Below are 21,323 nucleotides of genomic sequence, written 5' to 3' on the forward strand. Positions count from 1 at the left end.
AGCGTCGCGGGGCTCGTGTAAAGAAAACATTCGACACGGCCAAAACACCCGTTGCCCGGTTAATCGAATTGGGCGTGCTACGACCAGAACAAACCCAACGGTTACAGGCGTATCAGACTTCCCAAGATCCGCTTGCATTACACAATCAGTTGGAAGCGCTGCTTTCCCAACCCGTGACGCCTGCCTCCGCTACGCGCCCAGTGGAGGCTATGTAACAGCCTCCACTGGGTAACAAAATTACGTGAGTGAACCATTATCCTTCGGTAACATTTTTATATGAGTTGACACGGAGGTGATACATGAAATCAACGCATCGGTCAATTTACCGTTTACTCCTGTAGAAAACGGGACTTCCACAACTTGGTTTCCGTCATCCGCAGGCGCAGCCGCAGCTCCTCAGGGATCTCACCGCTGCCGACATGTCGAAGCAGGTCCAGCTCCTCAGCCGTAAATTCGGTCCGCCGAACATCCGCAGCCAGCAACAAATACTTGGTGCCAAGCCAACGGTCCTCCGCCATCAACCGCAGCAACAGCTGATCAATATTGTTCGTGCGTTCGAACGCAAACGAGATCATTTCCGCCATTCCCCGGTACACATCTGCAGAACGAACCTGGTCCCCCTCAACCTTCAGGTCAACGGACAAAATATCTCGGTTCAGCTCCACTTTCGCGATGGGCACCGGAAGCTGCAACGGGGCCAAAGCATCCACAAGGTTCTCCTCGGTGAGCTCCGCCGGGGACGTACCCGCAAACACCGCTGCCACCTGCCGCTGACGGGCAGGATGCTCCCCTAACCAAGCTGTTCCCGCCATTCCCAGCGCACAGATGAATGTTAGCAGGATGGCCCGAACGAATAAGTTCCGTTTCATGGGGCATTCTCCCTTCTGATACTCTCGGACAGCGCCAATTAAGCCTTTGTCCATACGGTTCTTATACCCCATTCTACATAGAAAAAAAGCAGGCTATGCCTGCAGATTAGAAAATCATTCCTCCGTATCAATCAAGCCGTGCTTCGTATAGACGAGCGCTTTGCCGCGAACCTTGACAGCTGAGGTGTGATCGGTAAATTGAGCGATGAGCACCTCGCCCTTGTCCAACTTTTCGGTGTGGTGAAACCGCGTATCCTTCCCCCGGGTCAGTCCGATGACCGTAACGCCCTGTTCTTTGGCCTTAATCACGAAATAGTCTCCGCCCGCGGCAGATGGATCGTTACCGTGTTGCTGGTTATCCATGTGGCAGCGCCTCCCCTTCACATTTTAGACAGATTGGTTCTTCTTTAAGCCTCCGTGAAAAGAAAAAGCCGTGAACGAGAAGCCCACGGTCTTTTGCACGGAAGATATGTAGAAATCTTTATTTAATTCCGTCTTTGAGCGCTTTACCTGGTTTGAAAGCAGGAATTTTGCTCGCAGGGATTTCGATTTCCTCTCCGGTTTGCGGGTTACGGCCTTTACGGGCGGAACGCTCGCGGACTTCAAAGTTACCGAAGCCAACCAGTTGAACTTTATCTCCGTTCTGCAGCGCTGTGGAAATCGCATCAAAAACGGCATCAACCGCTTTCGTCGCGTCTTTCTTGGACAGCTCAGTACTTTCTGCAACTTGAGCAATCAAATCGGATTTGTTCATGTGTATTTCACCTCCCACCAAGGAAAATAATACCACTTGCTATTTGTGTTTCCGTTTTACCGCAGAATATACGTGATTTATTCAATTCATTACGTACAAATTCCCGAAAAACGTGATGAAATCGCGCTTTCGGGGACGCGGAACAAATTTATAGTAATACAGCCCATACATAATTTCAAGCTATTTCAAGGCTTCCCGGCGATATTTCCTCAATTCGCCCTACAAATTGGACCTTTTCGCCCTCAAATAACAAAACAACCGCACGTAGCCATGTTTCAGCATACGCGCGGTCATTGAGGAGGAATTGCCTAAGTTAGGTATTCAATGAGATTGAAAAGTCGGCTTTTTCAGCACCGAGAAGGTTGGATGAAGCTAAAATCAAAAGTCGAATTTTAAATTTCTTATAGGATGATGGCGATGAGGCCGCCGGAGCCTTCGTTGATAATCCGCCCCAGCGTTTCCTGCAGCTTGTAACGAGCGTTATCCGGCATCATGGCGATTTTGCCTTGAATGCCTTCGCGTACGATCGAGTGCAAGGATCTGCCGAAGATGTCGGACTCCCAGATCTTGATCGGATCGTTCTCGAAATCCTGCATCAGATAACGGACAAGCTCTTCGCTTTGTTTCTCGGTCCCGATGATCGGCGCAAATTCCGACTCGACGTCGACGCGGATCATATGGATCGATGGTGCTGTCGCCTTCAGCCTTACTCCGAAGCGGGATCCCTGACGGATCAGCTCTGGCTCATCCAGCGCCATTTCCGCAAGCGTCGGCGCAGCGATGCCATAACCGGTCGTTTTGACCATTTCCAGCGCCTCGGCGAACCGGTCGTATTCCCGTTTCGCGTGCGTAAATTCCTGCATCAGCTGCAGTAAATGGTCTTTGCCTCGAATCTCAACGCCCACCACTTCCATCAGGATGCGGTCATACAGATCATCCGGCGCATACAGATCGATCTCGGCTACACCTTGACCCATATTTAATCCGCTGAGACCAGCCCGGTCGATAAAATCGTATTCCATGAAGTTGCCGACAACCCGATCGACATCGCGCAGACGGCGAATATCCTTAACCGTGTCGCGGACAGAGTTCTCAAAATTGGTGCGCAGCCAGTGGTTCTCGTTCAGTACCATCACCCAGCTAGGCAAATTGACGTTCACCTCATGTACTGGGAACTCATACAGAACTTCCCGGAGGACCCCGGTTACGTCTTCTTCTGTCATTGTCGCTGCACTGAGCGCAAGGACCGGAATGTCATATTTTGCGGCTAACTCACCGCGGAGCTGTTGGGTTTCTTCACTGTTTGGACGTGTCGAGTTGATCACCATCACAAATGGCTTGCCGACCTCCTTCAGTTCGGCAACAACCCGCTCCTCAGATTCCACGTAAGAATAACGCGGAATATCGGCAATCGTTCCATCCGTCGTCACGACAACCCCTAACGTGGAATGTTCTTGGATGACTTTGCGTGTACCGATTTCCGCCGCTTCTTGAAACGGAATCGGTTCTTCAAACCATGGGGTGGAGATCATCCGCGGCCCGTTTTCGTCCTCGTAACCTTTTGCGCCTTCCACGGCGTATCCGACGCAATCGACGAGTCTTACGTTGACCTCGAGTCCTTCAGCCACCTTGATTTGCACCGCATTGTTCGGAACAAACTTCGGTTCGGTCGTCATAATGGTTTTGCCGGCGGCGCTTTGCGGAAGTTCATCTACCGCGCGGACTCGATCTGCTTCATTTGCGATGTTCGGGAGTACGACAGTTTCCATGAATCGCTTAATAAAGGTCGACTTCCCGGTACGGACGGCACCGACGACCCCTAGATAGATGTCGCCTCCAGTTCGTTCGGCAATGTCCTTAAAAATGTCCACTTTCTCCAATACCAATGATATCCCCTCCTCAAATTTCGCCGAAGGAAAAATGCCCCGAGAGCATCCGCTTCGTGATTCATCATGCTTTTGGGCCTCGCTGCTGCGGCAGGAGCGGCAGCCCCTCTTGCCCGTGTCCGCCGCCGCAAACCTGTGGAAGGAACCTGAACGAAGCGGCGTAAACTCGTACATGCATTTGGACTAGTAACATCTTATGTACCAGATGCGAGAATATGACGGTTAAAACCGTCCAAGCCCGTTTTTTTTGCGGGGCCGCTCATTCAACCCGAACAAGGCGGGCACTTAACCGCCATACTCCCATTTGTATGACTCTATCGGAAAAAGTATGACGCAGGAAAAAGGAGAAGAGAGAAAAGAAAAACCTCCCGAAATCATTCGAGAGGCTTCTTCCTAATTGAGATAGGGTACGGGTTCGCTTCCGTTCCAACGGTAAGGCAGCGACTTCACCGGAACGAATGCGGAGCGATCCGTCAACCAGGTGCGCAAATCTTCGTCACCTTGCGGCGTTTTCCCAGACTGATCGATCGCCTGCATAATATCAAAAGCGTAGTTCACATACACATTGCCTTGCTTGTCCATCAGGTAGGACAGAGTTTCTCCAGAGTAGACACTGGTCAATGCCAAGCTGTCGGCCTTAAGCAATGAGAGATCCACCGTATACAGACCTGGATAGACCTCACCCTCAGCCTCGCCCGGGAGTGCATTACTGTGACTTGTACGGTAGCTCAGCACTTTGTGCTGGACGTCGTTCACCTTCTGAACCGTATTTAAATCCATTACTTTGACCGTAGGATCCGTTTCTTCATCGATGACGAGAAAATAGACGCTTCCGCCCTGCTCAAAGGCCGCTGCCGGTAGCTCATCCAAATAACCTTCCCGCTTCAATTGGTTCAAATCGATCTTGTATTTCTCGTATCGGGGAGTATCCTCCCCAGCCGTAATGATCGGCAGAATCGCCTTATCTTCCTGAAAACGGTCAATCGCCCGTTGGACCCGGTCCACGCTCTCAATATAGGAAATCGGACCGCCCTGCTGCCTCTCGCCGCGGTATAAACAGCCTGATAGCAGAGAGGTCGTTAACACCAATATGACAATCAGCGCCGTCGATCTCCAGCAGGTTTGCTTCAAAAAAAGGTACTTCGTCATGTTGAAAATCTCACCTTATCCCCTTCCGTACTTGCCATCACCATAGTTCCTCCTCTTCCCGTTGCCGTTCCAGTTGCTTGCGAATCGCCGCTTTAAGGGGATCCTCAGGCAGCTGAACGACCGCATTCCCCCGGATCTTCGCTTGACAGGCCAGTCGCGTCCCCTGGTCTAGCAGCGGGCCAAGCTTGCGGCGCTCCGCATCGCTCGGAGGAGTTAACGCGTCAGCATGTTCCGCATCGACCTGAACTTTGCACATGAGGCAGCCGGCATTCCCTCCGCATCGCGTCGCTAGATGAATTCTGGCGCTGCGGGCAGCCCTGAGAACCGAGGTGCCGGGCCGGACTTGAACGGTCTTCCCCGAAGGCAGAAACGTAATACGTCCTTCCACGATCTGTTCCTTAAGCCTCCCCGCCGCGATATTCGCGCCATGGCCGGGAGAGCAGCGGGCGATCCAACAACTCCGCCATCCGTCCAACCCAATCCGCCGACCATTCGTTCCGTTTCAGCAGCTCGTCCAATAGCGGCAGATGTCGATCCGGTTCTTTACGCATCATCCCCGCAATCGGCAAATAGCGATCCGGGCGCCCGCGCAAGAGGTTGAACACCAATTCATGGGCTAACGGCATGACCCATAAAGCGCTATCACGAAGCTTCACACGCTGCGCAACCGGCGCCAACACGGCTTCGATCTCCGTCCGATAGAACGCTCCGTTAGTATGGACTTCAAATCCGCCAACGAGCTCAATCGTCGACTCCCCGATCCGATAATGGCTTAACTTGGAGGTATAAATTCCGCTTTGGTCATGACGCGGCTGGTCCGTCGCAAACGACTTGAGCCGCTCGTGCAGCCGATCAGCCGTCACCAGATCTGCATAGACGTCGATATCCCGCGGAACTGTCGCAAGCTCAACGCCCTGGAGCCACAATCCGCAGCTGCCTCCTAGCAGCCAGTTGCCCTCCATTCCGCAGCTTTCAGCCAACTTGCATAGATCTTCGGTTAAATCGGCATAGGCTTTGCTATCTTGTTGTTGCATAGATCTTCCTCTTCTCTTGTTTCAGTGGTGTAGAGGTGCTGTCAAGTAATCGACACAAGCCCGGTCAAAAAGCCCACCAGCATAATAAAAAAGGCGAGGAGCGATAAGATGCCCTTAATCCACCCTTTGGTTTTCGTCCGTGCAAATGTGATCAAAAAGACCGAAACCCCCATGATTAAAACGGCGGCAATCGATAGCCACATCTTCGTCATTGCATCCATCTGTTAAATTCACCTACTATTTTTTGCTTTAATATGATCCATATTATAGCATTATGCAGTCTTTCCGGCTACGCGCTTGCCCAAACTAAACAAAGCCCCACGGCAGACGGCCGCAGAGCTTAAGAGCAATAAGGATCACCTTTTTTATTTTTTTAGCATTAACTTCATTAAGGCTTCCATATTGGACGGATTCATCCCGCTTTTTTTCACGGCGTTCACGATCTCTTGAATCGTGCTTTCCGACACAGGAACTTTCGCCATCGCCGATACTTGCTTAATCAGCTTCCGTAGTTCGGCTTCATTTTGCATTGTGGATGGCTTTACGGTGCTGGCCAGCTTCTTGACCGAACTTTCCGAAATCGCTTTACCCGTCTTCTTGTTGATGGCATTCAAGGCCTCTTTGGATATCTTGCTCACGCTTTCGCCTCCTCCGTTGTCCTCTTCAACCAATGTATGAGAGGGCGGAAGCAAAGGTGATATTCCCCCAACAAAACGGGCTATAGCGGTGTGATCAAAAGCCGTGTCTAGTAACCCCAATTTCAATCAAGGTTCAAAAATCGGCTTTTCAGCACCGAGAAGGTTGGATGAAGCCGGGACTGAGTAGCGGAGCGTAGGCAGACCTACGTGAGCAACGGAAGGCCCGGGTGAATTCAAGATTCGATGTCGAATCGGCTACTGTGAGCACGCTTCGTGATCAAAAGTCGAATTTTTGAATTACCTCTCAGGTGTGCCATTGTTCCCAGGTTTCTAGGGACATGACTTCCATCTCTGTCTTCCGGTCGCGTCCCATGAGTGCTTCGACCGCAGTGCGCGGGTCCAACCCTTCAAACAGCACGTGATAAAGCTGAGCCGCAATTGGCATTTGCACCTGATACTTCTCCGAGATGGCATGGGCCGCTTTGGTTGTACGAATGCCTTCCACAACCATGCCCATCTGGGATAGAACTTCCTCCAACGGTTTGCCTTCCCCTAGCATAAACCCGGCTCGCCAGTTCCGGCTGTGTCGGCTGGTTGCGGTCACGACCAGGTCGCCGATCCCGGCCAGACCGGCAAAGGTAAGCGGGTTCGCTCCCATTTCAACGCCGACCCTCGTAATTTCCGCAAGACCACGGGTCAGTAACGCCGCTTTGGCATTATCTCCGTAACCCAGTCCATCGGACATTCCGGCGCCTAATGCGATGATGTTTTTTAATGCCCCGGCAAGCTCCACGCCTACCATATCCCGGTTCGTGTAGACGCGGAAATACGGGTTCATGAGCAAGTCCTGAGCCTTTTCCGCTTGAGCCTCAACCTGTGAAGCCACGACCACGGTCGTAGGGCAGCGTTTCACCACTTCCTCCGCATGGCTGGGGCCGGACAAGACTACAATCCGACCTTCCTCACAGCCGAGCTCCTCCGCAATCACCGTCGACATCCGCTTCATGCTCTCAATCTCAAAGCCCTTGGTCGCGTGCACAAGCAGCATATCCTCATGCCAGAAGGGCTTCAGCGATCGAGCAACCTCACGGACCGCTGAGGACGGCGCAACCATTACGATTGCTTTCGCGCCGGTCACTGCAGCTTCCAAATCCGTAGTTGCCGTAAGGCGAGGCGACAAGTCCACACCAGGCAAAAAACGTTCATTCCGATGTTTCGTATTGATTTCATCCTGTTGGGCTTCGTTACGTGTCCACAAGGCAACTTCCATGTCTTTGTCGGCGAGCACACTGGCGAGTGCCGTTCCCCAACTGCCCGCCACCAGCACGGCGGCTTTATTAGACAACGCGATCTCCTCCTTTGGATCCCAGCTTATTTTCCTTGCCGTGCACGATCTTCACAATATTCGTGCGATGTCTCCAGAAGGCAAACACACAGATGACCAGACTCGCCCAGAAATAAGGGCCGAATTCGCCAGAGACTGCCAGAAAAATCGGCGTCAAGAAGACGAAGATAAGCGAACCAAGCGAGACGTACCGGGTAATAACAATCGATAATATCGCAATGATCCCCGCGTACAACGCAGGGAAGAAAAACAAGGTCGCCATCACGCCAATCGTGGTGGCAATCCCTTTTCCGCCACGAAAGCGGAAATACAGCGGCCAGTTATGGCCGACGATGGCTGCGATGCCGCACAGCGAGGCGATCCAATCAACGCCGCCGCCCAGCCAGCGGCCGATCCAAACGGCGGCAATCCCCTTAAGCACATCCAGAGCCAGAACGAGAATTGCCGGGCCTTTCCCTAGTACGCGCAGTGTATTCGTAGCCCCCGCATTGCCGCTGCCGTGCTGGCGAATATCGATGCCTTTCAAAGCTTTCGCCAGCACGACGCTGAAGCTAACCGAGCCAAGCAAATAACAAACAATTACAGCTATAACGGGTAAAATCACCTTATTCTCCCCTAACCTTCATCAGACTTGCGCCGCGTAAACAGCCGGATTGGCGTTCCCTCAAAATCAAACGCTGCCCGGATTTTGTTCTCCAGATACCGTTCATAAGAGAAATGCATCAGCTCTGGATCGTTAACAAACACCACGATGGTCGGCGGTTTCACCGCAACCTGCGTGACGTAATTAATTCGCAGGCGCCGCCCTTTGTCTGTAGGCGGAGGATTGATGGCGATCGCATCCGACACAACATCGTTGAGCAGATGGGTCTGCACGCGCTTCGCATGCTGATCCGCGACGTGCTGAACCACCGGCAACAGTTTATGTAAACGCTGCTTCGTTTTAGCCGACAGGAAAACAATCGGAGCATACGTCATAAACAAGAAGTGGTCGCGGATTTTTTGCTCAAATTGGTGCATGGTTTTATCGTCCTTCTCAACCACATCCCATTTATTCACAACGAAAATAGAAGCTTTACCAGCTTCGTAAGCGTATCCCGCGATATGCTTATCCTGCTCGATGATTCCTTCTTCTCCGTTAATCAGAACCAGTACCACATCCGCCCGCTCGATCGCTTTCATGGCGCGCATCACGCTGTACTTCTCCGTCGTTTCATAGACCTTCCCGCGTTTGCGCATCCCTGCGGTATCGATTAGGACGTACCGTTGACCGTCTTTCTCAAACGGCGTATCAATTGCATCACGGGTGGTTCCGGCGATATCGCTGACGATGACTCGCTCTTCCCCGAGGATGGCATTCACCAACGAGGATTTCCCAACGTTTGGACGACCAATCAAAGCAACCCGGATCACGTCATCATCGTATTCGTCATCCGCGAGCTCAGGGAGATTATCTGCGATCGCATCCAGCAAATCACCGATCCCTGTGCCATGGCTGCCCGATACCCCAATCGGCTCACCAAAGCCGAGGTTATAGAACTCATAAATATTGTCGATCCGGCCGATGTTATCCACCTTATTCACCGCGACAATAACCGGTTTGCCTGACCGGTACAACAAGTTGGCGACCTCCTCGTCCGAAGAAGTCACGCCAGCCTTGGCGTCACACATAAATACAATGACATCGGCTTCCTCGATTGCGAGTTCGGCCTGCATCCGGATCGATTTGAGGATGGGTTCCTGGTCGTCGAGCTCAATCCCCCCCGTATCGATGATGCTGAACGGTTTTCCGTTCCATTCCGACGCGCCATATATCCGGTCGCGCGTAATCCCGGGCTTATCTTCCACGATTGCCAGGCGGTCTCCGATTATCCGGTTAAATATCGTGGATTTCCCCACATTCGGCCGCCCAACGATAGCCACAACGGGTCTTGCCATTGACATCCCTCCTAATACTTATTTTTGGATTTTCAAAATTGAATCGATACGCTATATAGGATAGGCTTCACACGTTTATTTGCAGATACACGTAAATCATCATAGCAAAAAAAAGAAAGCTTGGCTAACGGTCAACAACAAAAACGGCGAACCCGCTTCTTCAGGGTCCGCCGATGTTCGAGCCACTAAAACCTGATTATTTCAGTTTGCTGAGTTTGTCGCCAAAGCGTTCGCCCAGCGTGATGCTCAAGCCTTGATTGCTCAGCGATACGTTAGGGTTGTCGCCCAGGTCTTCTTTTCTCACGCTGCTGCCTTTGGAAGGTCTTTCACTCTTCGGTGCAGGAGCCGGAGCTTCTTCCGTTTCTTTAATGCTGAGGCTTACCCGTTTCTCGCTAGGGTTCACGTCCAGCACTTTCACCTGTACCGTTTGTCCTTCTTTCAGCACTTCATGCGGAGTTCCGATATGCTTATGCGAAATTTGAGAGATATGAACGAGTCCTTCTACCCCCGGTGCGATTTCAACGAAGGCACCAAAGTTCACCAATCGTTTAACTTCGCCCGTTACAATGTCACCGGTGTGGAATTTCTCAGCCGCTGTATCCCAAGGACCTGGTTGTGCTGCCTTGATCGAAAGGCTGATTTTGCCTTTTTCCGGATCAACTTTGAGCACTTTCACCTTCACTTTGTCGCCTTCGGACAGGACGTCAGCAGGTTTGTCAACATGGTTCCATGCGATTTCGGATACGTGTACCAATCCGTCAACGCCGCCTACGTCAACAAATGCACCAAACTGAGTCAAGCGTTGAACCGTGCCTTCCAGCACTTGCCCTTCTTTCAATTCAGCCATCACTTTTTGCTTGTTCGCTTCGAACTCTTCATCAAGTACATCCTTTTGAGAGAGGATCACTTTGTTGTTCTCGCGATCAAGTTCTTTCACTTTGACGCGCAGCGTGCGGCCTTTGTAGTCGCTGAAGTCTTCAACGAAGTGACGTTCTACCATCGATGCCGGAATGAAGCCGCGCACGCCTACGTCAGCGACAATTCCGCCTTTGACGACGTCGGCAACCGTAACTTCGAATACTTCGCCGTTCTGGAACTTCTTCTCCAGCTCTTCCCAAGCGTTCTCGCTGTCGATCGCACGTTTGGAGAGCACCAGGCGTTCCTTCTCGTCGTCGATGCTGACCACTTTCGTTTCTACTTCTTGGCCTACTTGCACAGCATCCGCCGCATTGTCGAGATGTACGGAGGACAGCTCGCGAATAGGAATTACACCGTCATATTTATATCCAATGCTTACATAAGCTTGGTTATCTTCGATTTTGACGATCGTTCCTTTGACGGTGTCCCCTTTTTTCAAAGAGACGATTTGCTCCATTTCATCTTGGCTAGCGACTTCCGCTGCCTCTTGAACATTTTTTGTTTCTTCCGACATGTCAATAACCTCCTCAATTCAAAAACCCATTTATTTAAACCCGCTCTAAAGGTTGTTCAAAAAGCCAGCTTTCGATCGCTAAGTAAAAAATTGACTTTTTGAGCTTCCACTTGTAGCGAAGTTCAAAACAATCCATTAAGGTATAGCTTCCCAAATGTGATAAGCCTTCATGCATCTCATCTGGTAAAGGCATGAAAAATTAACGTTTCTTCAGTTCGGCAATGCTGGCCATGATCTTCTCCGTGGCTCGCTCGGCTGCGTCCGGTCCGCCATTCTCCTTGAACTCCGTCAGATCCACCGGCGGTCCGTAGACGACACGCATCTTCCGAAACAATTTATAAGTGCCAATAATCGCCACCGGAATCACTGCTGCGTCACTACGAAGCGCGAACGTTGCCGCACCTTTCTTGCCAATCACATTGGCTTCGGCGTCTTTCACCCGACGGCCTTCCGGGAAGATCCCAATAACGTGGCCGTTACGGAGCAAGTTCAGCGCAGTTTTGATCGATTCTTTGCTTACGCCTCCCCGCTTCACAGGAAAAGCGCCTAGCTGTCGAATCAGCCAACTGAAGCCGAAAATGTTGAACAATTCCTGCTTGGCCATAAAATGCACCTTGCGTTCCACCATAATGCCGATGGTCGGCGGATCAAGCAAAGTTATATGGTTGGAGCACAAGAGCACTCCGCCCTCTTTGGGAATATGCTCTAAGCCGCTTACCTCTAAGCGATACAACAGCTTGTAGAGGACGCGAAGCACACTGCGACAAAAACGATAGATCATCCAGGCTCAACTCTCACTTCCATAAGTTCTGCACATGGCGATGATGTGATCGGCCACTTCATCCAAGGACATCTGCGTCGTATCCAGCAGTCGAGCATCTTCTGCCTGCCGCAGCGGAGAAACCTCCCGCTCCCGATCCAGCCGATCTCGCTCTTCAATCGATCGCACAAGTTCATCGAAGGAGATCTTGTCCTGCTCCTTCATTTCCTTGTAACGCCGACGTGCCCGTTCCTCAACGCTCGCGGTCATGAACACTTTCACTTCCGCATCAGGTAATACGCAAGTGCCGATATCACGTCCGTCCATGACGACGCCTTTGCGCAAAGCCATTTGCCGCTGCAATGAGACAAGCCGATCGCGCAGCCCCTCGATTTGCGCATATCGAGACACTTGGGCATTGACGGCTAACGAGCGAATCTCTTCCGTGACGTCACTACCGTTCACCCGGACCTGTTGCCCCTGTTCTCCAGGCAGCAATTCGATATTCAAATCAGGTAAATGCTGCAGCACTTTGTCCACTTCATCTGGTCCGATCCCTAGCTGCAGAAAATACCAAGTTGCCGCCCGGTACATCGCCCCGGTATCAACGTAGACATAATGTAGTCTACCAGCAACCATACGAGCAATCGTACTTTTCCCTGCCCCCGCAGGACCGTCGATGGCGATGTTGATTTTGTCGTGGGTTGTTGACGTCTCGCTTGCCAAAGGGGCATTCCTCCTCAAAAACAAATCCTCAAGAAAAAAGCAGGCATTGCCTGCGACGTGAAAATTATACCACAGATAACAAAGGGATGCAAAAGAAACGCGCCTGCTTTTCCCGATCAATTCCTTTGTTCTCTGTGGATGGGCACCCCTTCATATTTGTCTGCTGAGGCTAGTACATATCGCAATTCTGGAATCCGCAGCAAGAGTTGAAATAAACATAATGCTGCCAATAAAACCAGTAAACTCCGTTTGATCCATCTTTCTGCCTTGTCCGAGAATGACAAAAACAGCTCGGTGTAAATTTCGTCGTCTTTCGCTTTTTTCATTTCGATTTCCTCCCTGGCAGCACACAAACATAGATCGATTTCAAAGCGTTCATGTATAGCTTATCCATATTGGGAAATCAGAAATACGTTTATACAAGGAGAAACTCAGCGATTTTTAAAATCAAACTGCCGCTCGAAGCAATATCGTATCAGCTTTTGCCGCTCAAGGTCCGAAATGCTTACGAATTTCAGCATGACAATCGTGCGCCCGGTCTCCAGCTTCTTCATTCGAACAATTTCCGCTTCAAAAGGCACATGGTCGATCGTACCGTTCTTGAACGGGATGAGCAGCCAGCAGAAGAGATGATCCCCCTGAGCCAGCTTAAATTCGTTGCTGCAGCTGAAAGAGACTCCTCCTCCGCCAACATCCTCCGTATATGTAACAAAGCGCACGCCGTCCTTCATAAGCACAGCGATTTCTAATTGTGCGACCACTCTCAAAAAATTGCGCCGTTGGATTTTCGTAATCGTTTCTGGGTCAGGCTTGCGAATTCGCACTAATTGAACAACGTCGTCGGCAAACCCGAGCACGTATGTACTAAAGTAATTTTTCACTCCGTTTTCCGTCAGGAAATACACGGATAATTCGTCCCCGATGTACAGCTTTTTGATGCGTCCGCTCCCGGTCTCGATCGGTACTTCGATCAAAAACGATTCTTCTTCCACGTCCGCGATCCGTGATTTACATTCCTTCTCATCGTTTGGCTTCTCCGCCGAAGCGACTTGAATGTATACGAGATCGTTCACTTTAGGAAACAAGGTTGCCACCGTCCTATGTCATGGTTGTACTACTATGCTAATGATTATAGCACGGCGCGAGGCGGCTGGACTTAATTAATTCGTTAAAAAAAGCAAAAAGGAATCTTCCGGACAACCGGAACATTCCTTTGAAGCTGCTGCACAGAGCATCAAGAAGACTTCGTTTCTCCTTGATTGTTGCGGGTGCGAATCTCTTCGATGATCTCTTCATTGCCGTTCTCGGCATTGATGAAAATTTTGTACTGCGATCCGTTAATTGAACCGCCAAATTCGTAAGTTAGCACCTTCTCTGACTGCTCGTTCTCGATGAGCGCAAGACGATGATATTTCTCCTTATACTCCGGATTCAAAAATTTACGCGCTTGCTGCAAGGTCAGTTTCGGTTTTCCGACCTTTTCCCGGCTTTCACGTTCATACACGTAGTCACTGGCCTGCATCCCGGTCACTTGCCCGTTATCCAGGGCAACACGGATCGTAATTTTCTCCGGATAAATCAGCACATCGTCTTGCTTGCTGACGAACGTGAAGTTTCCTTCATTATCGAACTCATCATAAGAAACGGCCGCTAGCCCTGGATACCCTTTGTTTTCCAAAAATTCTTTAGCCCGCTGTTTTGCGGTACTTACGTCCACGGCTTTCGGTCCAATTGGGCGATGGTATACATAGGAGATTAGATGACCGCCATTACGGGTAAAATCAAGCGACCAAGACTCGTCACCTTTTTTATTCTTCAGGTTAGCCGTATAGGAAGCCCACTCCGTTCCTTTCCCGTTCTCTACGACTTGGATGTTCTCTTGGCTTTGTACGCCCGTAAACTTCGCAGCTTTACGTTTAATTTCCTCAACGGTGATCGGACGTCCGCCCAGCTTCTTCACCGAACGTTTATTGTACATGCTGGAGATGGACGGTCCCCAATCCAGCTCAGGGTATTCGCCAACCTTTTTATCTACGGTTTTGAAGCCATCGATGATCGTATTGTCCCTCGGTTCTTTCTCACTCGCCAGCGCCGTCTCGACGTCCATCCAGCGCAGGCGATTCGCGATAACCTTGTTCTGTACGCCTTGCAAGTCTTGAGCGATTTGCGCCGAACTTTTGTACAGTTCTTTTAGATTTTTCATCTCATTTTCGGTTAGAGGTTGTTTCGTCAAATCGCGAATCGCAGTCTGATACGAGAACTTCGCGATCCGAGATAGAAACTCTTCCGTCTTATTAAACGGGAGCAAGGTTAACGGAAGCTGGTTAATTTCGTTCTGCGCCTCGCTCGTGATGCGCCATACATTCACCAGCCCTTTACGTTGGGCACCGGTGGAGGCCGAGTTTACCGCCAAGGTGTTGCCCAATTCCGTATGCAGCTTGTCCACGTGATACGACAAATCATGGAACGCCCGCTGATATTGGTTTTCCGCCTTGATCAGAATCGAGTTTTTCTCCTGGTTCTCCTGATACCCCCACACCAGGGCGCCGATCAACAGCACAGCGGTCACCGGGAACAGAATCGCACTCAGTCGTTTGTACATTGGGCTTAGCTCTCTCCCTTCTTCAACTAGGTTGGGATTAGTGTGACAAGAAGGAAAGAACTTTATGCATTAGAATAAGGTAGTTCAAAAACTGTCTTCCGATCACGAAGCCTATGCTTTGGAGCCTATTCGGCATCGGATCTTGGATTCACCCGGGCTCTCCGCTGCTCACGTAGCCTCCGGCTACGCTCCGCTGCTCGATCCCTAGCTTCATCCAACCTCCTCGGTGCTCGAAACCCACTTTTTCAACCTCTATTTGGAGCGGTAGTTCAAAAACTGTCTTACGATCACGAAGCCTATGCTTTGGAGCCTATTCGACGTCGGATGTTGGATTCACCCGGGCTCTCCGCTGCTCACGTAGCCTCCGGCTACGCTCCGCTGCTCAAACCCACTAATTGAACCTCTATTTAGAACGGTAGTTCAAAAAGATATCTCCCATTCACGCCTAGTCGATGTCTGATTTTGAGTACAGCCGGTTCCTTACTGTATCGCTTCTTCTTCGATCTCAAAGTCATGCTGATTATTACATAGGCATTGCTTAAAGCCGGTTTCAATATGGTCGCGCTCTTTTTTGCCGCGTAACACAAACCGCTCGCCGCACGCTTTACAAGTAATTCGCACCTTGACGCGCACGAAAAAGGCACCCCTTTCTAACGATCCTGCAGCCTACCTTGGCGTAGACATGCGAATGTTAGAATCAGGATGCCCTAATCTAAAGCAAATTAATCTTGCCCCTTCGCCCCCGGCGTTAAACGGAACGGGGAACGGTTGTTGGCCCGATACATCTTCCCGAGCCCTCCATACCAGAGGAAAGCCATGAGGGGGACGATAAACCAAATCCAATACTGCGTCGTATTGTTAAGAATCCAATCGTATACCCCATGCCAGAATAGCGGGAAAGCTAACGAAAAAATCAGGAACTTTCGAGATTGCCCGCCGCTCGAGAATTTAGCCCGCCCCAGATAGTACCCCATCATCACGCCGAACATCGCATGGCCCGATACGGGGAGCAGAGCTCGAACGAGCATGGTGCCAATCGAAGCGTGACTCGCAAAAGCGTACAATACATTCTCAACCGTTGCGAATCCCAATGAAATGGCCGCCGCATATAATATTCCATCATACGGCTCATCAAATTCGGTATGGTTGTAAATCATATGAAACAATACGAACCACTTCAGCACTTCCTCCACACCGGCCGAAATGCCAAAAGCTGTAACCAGCGGTCCTTCACCCAGCCACATCGTTAACCCTCGCTGGATGATCAGGACCGGCAATACGATCAAGAAACCAAGCAAAAACACCTTGATGACCATATGCAGCGGTTCCGCATCATACTTGTCCTTGAGATAAAAATACGTAAGCAGTGCAATCCCGGGAGCAACCGCTGCGCTTAAAATCGAGAAAAAGAGCAACGGTTATCCCCCCTTATTGGCTGCTTCCGTTCTTTGTCTCTCTCTCTTCTGATTTGACATGGGTCTGCCTTCATACGAGACGTCATCAATCCTGGCGTTTGAAGTGGTTGCAAATCGTATCCACCGCATGATCAGCCATGATTAATTGCCCGTACTCCTCCAGCATCGCCGTCGTTACGGATGTCGCTTCGCCGAATTCAGCTAATACTGCGATCAGAGCAGGATGTTTGCCATCCTCAATTTCCTCCGGCTCCAGCTGAAGAACCCATTTCCCATTATATTTATACAGTCTGCCGGCTTCGTGAAGCATCGACTTCAGCACGTGTGCCGCTTCGATTACATTCTCGAAATCGTCAAAGGAATACAGAATCGTATCGCTTTGCTCCAGCGTAACTTCCATCTCATAAACTTCTTCCGGCAGTTCATCCTCATAAGGCGAGCCGATCCCATGTTGATGGTGATCGTATTTGCCGCGCGTAACGATGACGACCATTCCTTGTGCAGGAAGGGCGAACACTTCCACAGCCAATGGCCCAGTGGCGTCAAAGCCCACTTCATTATAAGCCTGATCCATCATTTCAGTGAACAGGTCATGGACTTTGGGAATCTCCTGCCACATGTCCTCTTTCTGTATACCGCGTTCGCTTAAATCGTCAAACGTGAGGAAAATCCGTATCTTATCCTGGCCTAGTCTTTCTATCTTCATACAGGATCCTCCTCTCTCTATACGTTGTTATAAAACAGATTATGAAACCTGCTGTCAAGTGTGCTGAAAATGGTTCTTTGTATGTATGTTATCACTTATTTTATCTAAATGCACGCTTTAAAATAGAACAAAAAAGAATCATTTTCTGCTGCCCTGTCAAGGGGGCAGAAAATGACTCTTGGAATGGGGGTTTGAGCCGAATTACAACCCTGGAATCGGGGTTTTCGCCTCTTTGAGAATGTTCTCAACTTCACGGCGCACATCCGGATCGCCTTTAATGAAGTCGGTCAGCTGCTTCAGACTGTATTCCTTCGAATGATTCGAACCGGACGTTGATACCGTGCCGGAACTGGGATACACCTGGGCGTTGTCTGCCCCTTTAGCCTTTGTGACAGATGCAGACCCTGTATCCTCTGTTTTCAGCGCTGCTGAAATATCTTCGGTAGGGCTGTCGTTACGCTTCGAGGTCATCCCTGCAAACTTCAGGGCCGAGCCTGCACCGCTCATCACGGACATCAGGCTTTGCTTCCGTCGCGAAGCCCACATCGCGGCGAAGACACCAACCAATAAACCGCCTAAAAATGAGGAAGATTTCACGTAAAAAACCTCCTTGGTTATGTTAAAATCATCTGTAGTGTTCGCGGATTTCCTTGAACTCATGCGGCATAAATACAGGAAAGTGAGTTGACTTCTTTGCTCCACAAGAAACTCCTGCTCATCGCCGCCGCTTGTCTTATTCTTAGCTCATGCGGCCAAACTGATGCAACCATGACACCAACCACATCTAACCAAAACACCAACGCTTCTTCCGAAGTAACCGCACCGGATGACACCAACGATGGCACCAATGAATTCGGTCAGGTAGACCTACAGCCTGAGGACTCTTCACCTTCAGATGATGAGCCAACCTCAACCGAAACGGCTGCCCCTCCCCTGCAGTACCACATTAATAAGGCATATAACGTAGTGCCAAATGACGACACCGTGAACAAGAAGGTGGTTCTCCTGACGTTTGACGACGGACCGAAGGAGAAGGAAATGATTGATGGACTGATCGATACGTTGGATAAACACCAGGCCAAAGCGATCTTTTTCGTTAACGGATATCGGGTTAAAGCCCATCCCGAGCTGCTGCAGCTGATCCATGAGCGCGGGCAGATCATCGGCAACCACAGCTGGGATCACATCGATTTAAAGAAAGAGTCCGCTGCGAATATGCGCAAGCAAATTGAAGATGTGCAAAGTATCGTAAAGGAAACGATTGGCGAAGCCCCGCGTTTCTTCCGTCCTCCCTTCGGTTCAGGGAACGATACAACGCATCAAATCGCAGACGACAATGAGCTCATCTACATGACTTGGTCCAACGGATCTCTTGACTGGGACAGCAAAAACAAAAACAAGCCCGAGGCGGTCATCGCCAATGTGCTCGAACAGCTTCACGCTGGAAGCAATATCTTGATGCACGAGCTTCCTTGGACTGTTTTGGCATTGGATGAATTGCTCACCCAACTGAAACAGAAAGGGTACGGCTTCGTTGACCCTCGAACTATCGGACCGGCTCCTGAACCTACGGATGCCGAATCATCAAAATAATTTTGAATCCAAAAAAAACCGTCAGGAGATTTCCTGACGGTTTTAATGTTGCAACCTGTTTTTATAATCCATGGCTTTTTCCCCACGGCGAATCGCTTAAGCCCCACCATAACAGATAAATCAAAATAATAACAAAAGCATAAAGAAGCGAATTATAAAACCACCGGGTCATTTTAACACGTTGTGACGGATATAACTCCTTGCGCGTAGGCAGCTTAGCCAAATCGGGTTCTTCTTCCAGCATGGTTGATTCCCCAAAATGGTCGAGTTCACTCCGAGGTGGAGAACCCTTCGTTGAATGGGATGGTCGCTGAACCGGCTCTTTAAGTTTCGCCAATGCTGCAACCGCCGCAGACTCAAACTTATTATCATCCGCCGCAACCGTCTTGGGAGATGTCGGCTCCGTTGCCGCTGGCAGCGTCTCCGTCCCTTGCCGAACCGGCTCCTCCGATTTACGCGGAATCAGCAGCCGAACCATCGTCTCATCGCCAATGACCGGCTTCTTCTTAACAGGTGTTGCGTAACGCTCCTCATCCGCGATCAGGGGAAACGGCTCCACCTTTAAGCTGCTCCGGGATCGGACAGCGGCATACGTCGGTTCGGCATTCACCGCCGCAGGTTCCTGCTTGAATTCAGCCGCCGCCATCCCGGAGGCCAGATTCCGCGATTGTATGGAAGCACTTTGTTTCGTTCGATTTTGCTGACCATATCGGTCCAATCGGCTTAAATGCTCGTTCATGACTCCCTCCGAAATTTAATCACCAGGCCTGATACGAGATCGATCAAAAAGTGACATAAGATCGGCGCCCAAAGCGTTCCCGTTTGAACATATATAAATCCGAGGCCGTAGCTGCTTGCAAACACCCATGCCGTCGGAATCCAATGCCGAAGATACCGGACATGGATCGCTGCAAACAGGATGCTCGTCCAATACGGACCCAGCCCATACTGGATTGCCCCACGGAACAATAGCTCCTCGCAGACGGCAACAACCGCCGATATCACGACGATATGCCAAATTGGTCGATGACGGAAGAGCAGGGAATTAATGCCCCCATCATCCATACTTTCTTCCGAGATGAACCGGGACAAGAGCATATCCGCCCCGAACATCACCGCAGCAAATCCTGCTCCCCAGTACACAAATTCGACACTATTCGGAAATTGGAACAGGTGAAATGGGTTTCTTTTCTGAAATAACAAGATCACAAGACCGATAAGTAATGTAAGCCCTTGCGTGAGATATAAATTAATGAGCAACAATCGATCATTTAACTGACCGGGGTCGACTTTTTGTATTTTTACATCGCGCAATTTGAACTTTTTCATAGTTTTTGTCAAACCCTGTCCTTTATAATATTTTAACGCATTCAAACCAATATAGTAAGGAGCATAAGTATGATTCGGAAAAATAACACCAAATTTGAGATGCTGTTCTCGCTCGGATTTCTCGCCTTGCTGATTACTGCGTTTGGGACGTTCTTTCTTGGACTTAATCTTGGCATCGACAAGACGGAAGCCAAATACGCGAATCTCAAAGCGATCACGATTCGAGAGGAAAACGAAACCTCCTACCAGCAACAGGATTTGGTCACATTCTACTATGTGGTTTTTCAGCCGTATCAGCAATTTAAAGAAAATTACCTCACTCTGATCGAAAACATCACCCACAGTTCCAAGCCGGTATCATCGGATAAGCTGAAAGATATCCGAGATAATGCTAAAGCCAGCTATGAGCAAATTGCTGTACATTCTATTGCCGACTCCTCCCCGTTGCTCAAGGAGGCCCAAACGGACTATTTAAAGAGCCTGAAGCTGTTTGAGGAAAGCATGGACCAGATCAAATCTAAGGCAGGAAACAAGAAAGGCATGGAGCTTGCCAAAATCGTCAATCAAGATGAGTTCACGGTGAACGCCAAAAAGTACGGGCTGCAGGCGCAAAAGAAATATTATGCCTCGATGCTGAAATGGACCGCTAAAACCAAAAACGGCGTTTCTGCTGACTATACATACAAAGAGAACATCGGAACTAAAGAATGGTCCGGTTATACGCTTGCGGTAAAAAACAAAGCCGTCACCGATATGATGGTGAACGAGCAGCTTTATGTATCCTATTTGCCGCAGGACTTCACGGCCAAGATTGATCAGTTAATCAGCAGCGGAAAAGCTGAGGCGCTTCAATTGAACTCCATCGGCTCTATTGTTAAGGTTTTAATTGAAACGGATGCCGTGAAGAGCAAAGAATTTGTAAAATGGAAGTCAACGTATTACGCCTCCGAATCGTTGCCGGAGTTGCCGTTCTTTGCGGAGTACTAAGCTCTTTCGCTGTCCGCCGTTAAAAGACGCTTTTCGACATTAGTAAAATCATAACCAAAATTTTAGAGGGATTCAAGTTTGGGCAAAATCCGAACGACAAACACCTAACTTTGTAAAAATGTTCAGGTTAGTGTTGACACTTTGCCAAGGCCCGTGTTAC

Annotated in this window: 26 protein-coding genes and 1 pseudogene; 3 read left to right on the forward strand and 24 right to left on the reverse strand. The window is 50.0% G+C overall.

Translation table 11 applies throughout. The features are described from left to right. A pseudogene (locus M891_RS25745) lies at nucleotides 1-215 on the forward strand (DDE-type integrase/transposase/recombinase); the annotation flags it as partial. 114 nt (nucleotides 216-329) lie between these two features. Here M891_RS25745 and M891_RS0107025 read toward each other — a convergent pair. The 22 genes from M891_RS0107025 to M891_RS0107135 all read right to left on the reverse strand — a co-directional run bounded on the left by M891_RS0107025 (nucleotide 330) and on the right by M891_RS0107135 (nucleotide 17,851). After that, nucleotides 330-869, reverse strand: coding sequence for a hypothetical protein (locus M891_RS0107025; protein WP_028538325.1), 540 nt, complete (start codon nucleotides 867-869; stop codon nucleotides 330-332). A 114-nt stretch (nucleotides 870-983) separates the two neighbouring features. After that, nucleotides 984-1,232, reverse strand: a complete 249-nt coding sequence (gene mtrB / locus M891_RS0107030; RefSeq protein WP_016311787.1) for a trp RNA-binding attenuation protein MtrB — start codon at nucleotides 1,230-1,232, stop codon at nucleotides 984-986. Between the two features lie 118 nt (nucleotides 1,233-1,350). Continuing rightward, entirely contained in the window at nucleotides 1,351-1,623 is a 273-nt protein-coding gene (locus M891_RS0107035; protein WP_009225874.1) for an HU family DNA-binding protein, read from the reverse strand. Between the two features lie 401 nt (nucleotides 1,624-2,024). Beyond that, on the reverse strand, nucleotides 2,025-3,503 hold the full coding sequence (gene spoIVA, locus M891_RS0107045; RefSeq protein WP_028538327.1) for a stage IV sporulation protein A: 1,479 nt from the start codon (nucleotides 3,501-3,503) through the stop codon (nucleotides 2,025-2,027). A gap of 399 nt (nucleotides 3,504-3,902) precedes the next feature. Further along, on the reverse strand, nucleotides 3,903-4,658 hold the full coding sequence (locus M891_RS0107050) for a DUF3939 domain-containing protein (protein WP_028538328.1): 756 nt from the start codon (nucleotides 4,656-4,658) through the stop codon (nucleotides 3,903-3,905). Between the two features lie 37 nt (nucleotides 4,659-4,695). Beyond that, the gene (locus tag M891_RS0107055; RefSeq protein WP_028538329.1) at nucleotides 4,696-5,046 is read right to left on the reverse strand and encodes a 2Fe-2S iron-sulfur cluster-binding protein; all 351 of its coding nucleotides are present in this window, start codon (nucleotides 5,044-5,046) and stop codon (nucleotides 4,696-4,698) included. A 10-nt stretch (nucleotides 5,047-5,056) separates the two neighbouring features. Continuing rightward, complete coding sequence (locus M891_RS0107060; protein WP_028538330.1) at nucleotides 5,057-5,692, reverse strand: hypothetical protein; 636 nt, start codon at nucleotides 5,690-5,692, stop codon at nucleotides 5,057-5,059. A gap of 41 nt (nucleotides 5,693-5,733) precedes the next feature. Beyond that, on the reverse strand, nucleotides 5,734-5,913 hold the full coding sequence (locus M891_RS0107065; RefSeq protein ID WP_009225869.1) for a DUF2768 family protein: 180 nt from the start codon (nucleotides 5,911-5,913) through the stop codon (nucleotides 5,734-5,736). Between the two features lie 144 nt (nucleotides 5,914-6,057). After that, nucleotides 6,058-6,330, reverse strand: a complete 273-nt coding sequence (locus tag M891_RS0107070) for a stage VI sporulation protein F (protein ID WP_016311782.1) — start codon at nucleotides 6,328-6,330, stop codon at nucleotides 6,058-6,060. Nucleotides 6,331-6,634: 304 nt separating this feature from the next. Beyond that, the gene (locus tag M891_RS0107075) at nucleotides 6,635-7,675 is read right to left on the reverse strand and encodes an NAD(P)H-dependent glycerol-3-phosphate dehydrogenase (protein WP_016311781.1); all 1,041 of its coding nucleotides are present in this window, start codon (nucleotides 7,673-7,675) and stop codon (nucleotides 6,635-6,637) included. Next, nucleotides 7,668-8,279 carry a glycerol-3-phosphate 1-O-acyltransferase PlsY gene (gene plsY / locus M891_RS0107080; protein ID WP_016311780.1) on the reverse strand — a complete coding sequence of 204 codons (612 nt, stop codon included), beginning with the start codon at nucleotides 8,277-8,279 and terminating at the stop codon, nucleotides 7,668-7,670. The genes M891_RS0107075 and plsY overlap by 8 nt, the downstream gene beginning before the upstream one ends. 11 nt (nucleotides 8,280-8,290) lie before the next feature. Then, a complete protein-coding gene (gene der, locus M891_RS0107085) occupies nucleotides 8,291-9,613 on the reverse strand; it encodes a ribosome biogenesis GTPase Der (RefSeq protein WP_016311779.1) in 1,323 nt (440 codons plus the stop codon). Nucleotides 9,614-9,809: 196 nt separating this feature from the next. Further along, the gene (gene rpsA / locus M891_RS0107090) at nucleotides 9,810-11,045 is read right to left on the reverse strand and encodes a 30S ribosomal protein S1 (protein ID WP_016311778.1); all 1,236 of its coding nucleotides are present in this window, start codon (nucleotides 11,043-11,045) and stop codon (nucleotides 9,810-9,812) included. A gap of 199 nt (nucleotides 11,046-11,244) precedes the next feature. Further along, complete coding sequence (locus tag M891_RS0107095; protein WP_016311777.1) at nucleotides 11,245-11,826, reverse strand: lysophospholipid acyltransferase family protein; 582 nt, start codon at nucleotides 11,824-11,826, stop codon at nucleotides 11,245-11,247. A gap of 6 nt (nucleotides 11,827-11,832) precedes the next feature. After that, the gene (gene cmk / locus M891_RS0107100; protein ID WP_028538331.1) at nucleotides 11,833-12,531 is read right to left on the reverse strand and encodes a (d)CMP kinase; all 699 of its coding nucleotides are present in this window, start codon (nucleotides 12,529-12,531) and stop codon (nucleotides 11,833-11,835) included. A 116-nt stretch (nucleotides 12,532-12,647) separates the two neighbouring features. Continuing rightward, nucleotides 12,648-12,857 carry a hypothetical protein gene (locus tag M891_RS0107105; protein ID WP_036699616.1) on the reverse strand — a complete coding sequence of 70 codons (210 nt, stop codon included), beginning with the start codon at nucleotides 12,855-12,857 and terminating at the stop codon, nucleotides 12,648-12,650. Between the two features lie 105 nt (nucleotides 12,858-12,962). Further along, nucleotides 12,963-13,616 (reverse strand): flagellar brake protein, encoded by a 654-nt coding sequence (locus M891_RS0107110; RefSeq protein WP_028538333.1) that lies wholly within the window; start codon nucleotides 13,614-13,616, stop codon nucleotides 12,963-12,965. A 149-nt stretch (nucleotides 13,617-13,765) separates the two neighbouring features. Continuing rightward, the gene (gene ypeB / locus M891_RS0107115; RefSeq protein WP_016311773.1) at nucleotides 13,766-15,133 is read right to left on the reverse strand and encodes a germination protein YpeB; all 1,368 of its coding nucleotides are present in this window, start codon (nucleotides 15,131-15,133) and stop codon (nucleotides 13,766-13,768) included. Nucleotides 15,134-15,613: 480 nt separating this feature from the next. Next, nucleotides 15,614-15,766: a hypothetical protein gene (locus tag M891_RS25525; RefSeq protein ID WP_164744058.1), complete on the reverse strand. Its 153-nt coding sequence runs from the start codon at nucleotides 15,764-15,766 to the stop codon at nucleotides 15,614-15,616. A gap of 89 nt (nucleotides 15,767-15,855) precedes the next feature. Next, nucleotides 15,856-16,548 carry a glutamic-type intramembrane protease PrsW gene (prsW, locus tag M891_RS0107125; protein WP_016311772.1) on the reverse strand — a complete coding sequence of 231 codons (693 nt, stop codon included), beginning with the start codon at nucleotides 16,546-16,548 and terminating at the stop codon, nucleotides 15,856-15,858. A gap of 85 nt (nucleotides 16,549-16,633) precedes the next feature. Further along, nucleotides 16,634-17,254, reverse strand: a complete 621-nt coding sequence (locus tag M891_RS0107130; protein WP_016311771.1) for a genetic competence negative regulator — start codon at nucleotides 17,252-17,254, stop codon at nucleotides 16,634-16,636. A gap of 201 nt (nucleotides 17,255-17,455) precedes the next feature. After that, a complete protein-coding gene (locus M891_RS0107135; protein WP_016311770.1) occupies nucleotides 17,456-17,851 on the reverse strand; it encodes a hypothetical protein in 396 nt (131 codons plus the stop codon). A 171-nt stretch (nucleotides 17,852-18,022) separates the two neighbouring features. Between M891_RS0107135 and M891_RS23455 the strand changes: the two genes are divergently transcribed. Then, entirely contained in the window at nucleotides 18,023-18,847 is an 825-nt protein-coding gene (locus M891_RS23455) for a polysaccharide deacetylase family protein (protein WP_036699650.1), read from the forward strand. A 61-nt stretch (nucleotides 18,848-18,908) separates the two neighbouring features. On the opposite strand, the gene M891_RS23460 is transcribed toward M891_RS23455, so the two are convergent. Then, complete coding sequence (locus M891_RS23460) at nucleotides 18,909-19,586, reverse strand: hypothetical protein (RefSeq protein ID WP_036699623.1); 678 nt, start codon at nucleotides 19,584-19,586, stop codon at nucleotides 18,909-18,911. Then, complete coding sequence (locus M891_RS0107150) at nucleotides 19,583-20,176, reverse strand: CPBP family intramembrane glutamic endopeptidase (RefSeq protein WP_028538335.1); 594 nt, start codon at nucleotides 20,174-20,176, stop codon at nucleotides 19,583-19,585. The genes M891_RS23460 and M891_RS0107150 overlap by 4 nt, the downstream gene beginning before the upstream one ends. Before the next feature lie 69 nt (nucleotides 20,177-20,245). On the opposite strand from M891_RS0107150, the gene M891_RS0107155 reads away from it, so the two are divergent. Next, a complete protein-coding gene (locus M891_RS0107155; protein WP_028538336.1) occupies nucleotides 20,246-21,163 on the forward strand; it encodes a hypothetical protein in 918 nt (305 codons plus the stop codon). Nucleotides 21,164-21,323 lie beyond the last annotated feature (160 nt).

This window comes from Paenibacillus sp. J14 (assembly GCF_000518465.1).
Lineage (GTDB): Bacteria > Bacillota > Bacilli > Paenibacillales > Paenibacillaceae > Fontibacillus > Fontibacillus barengoltzii.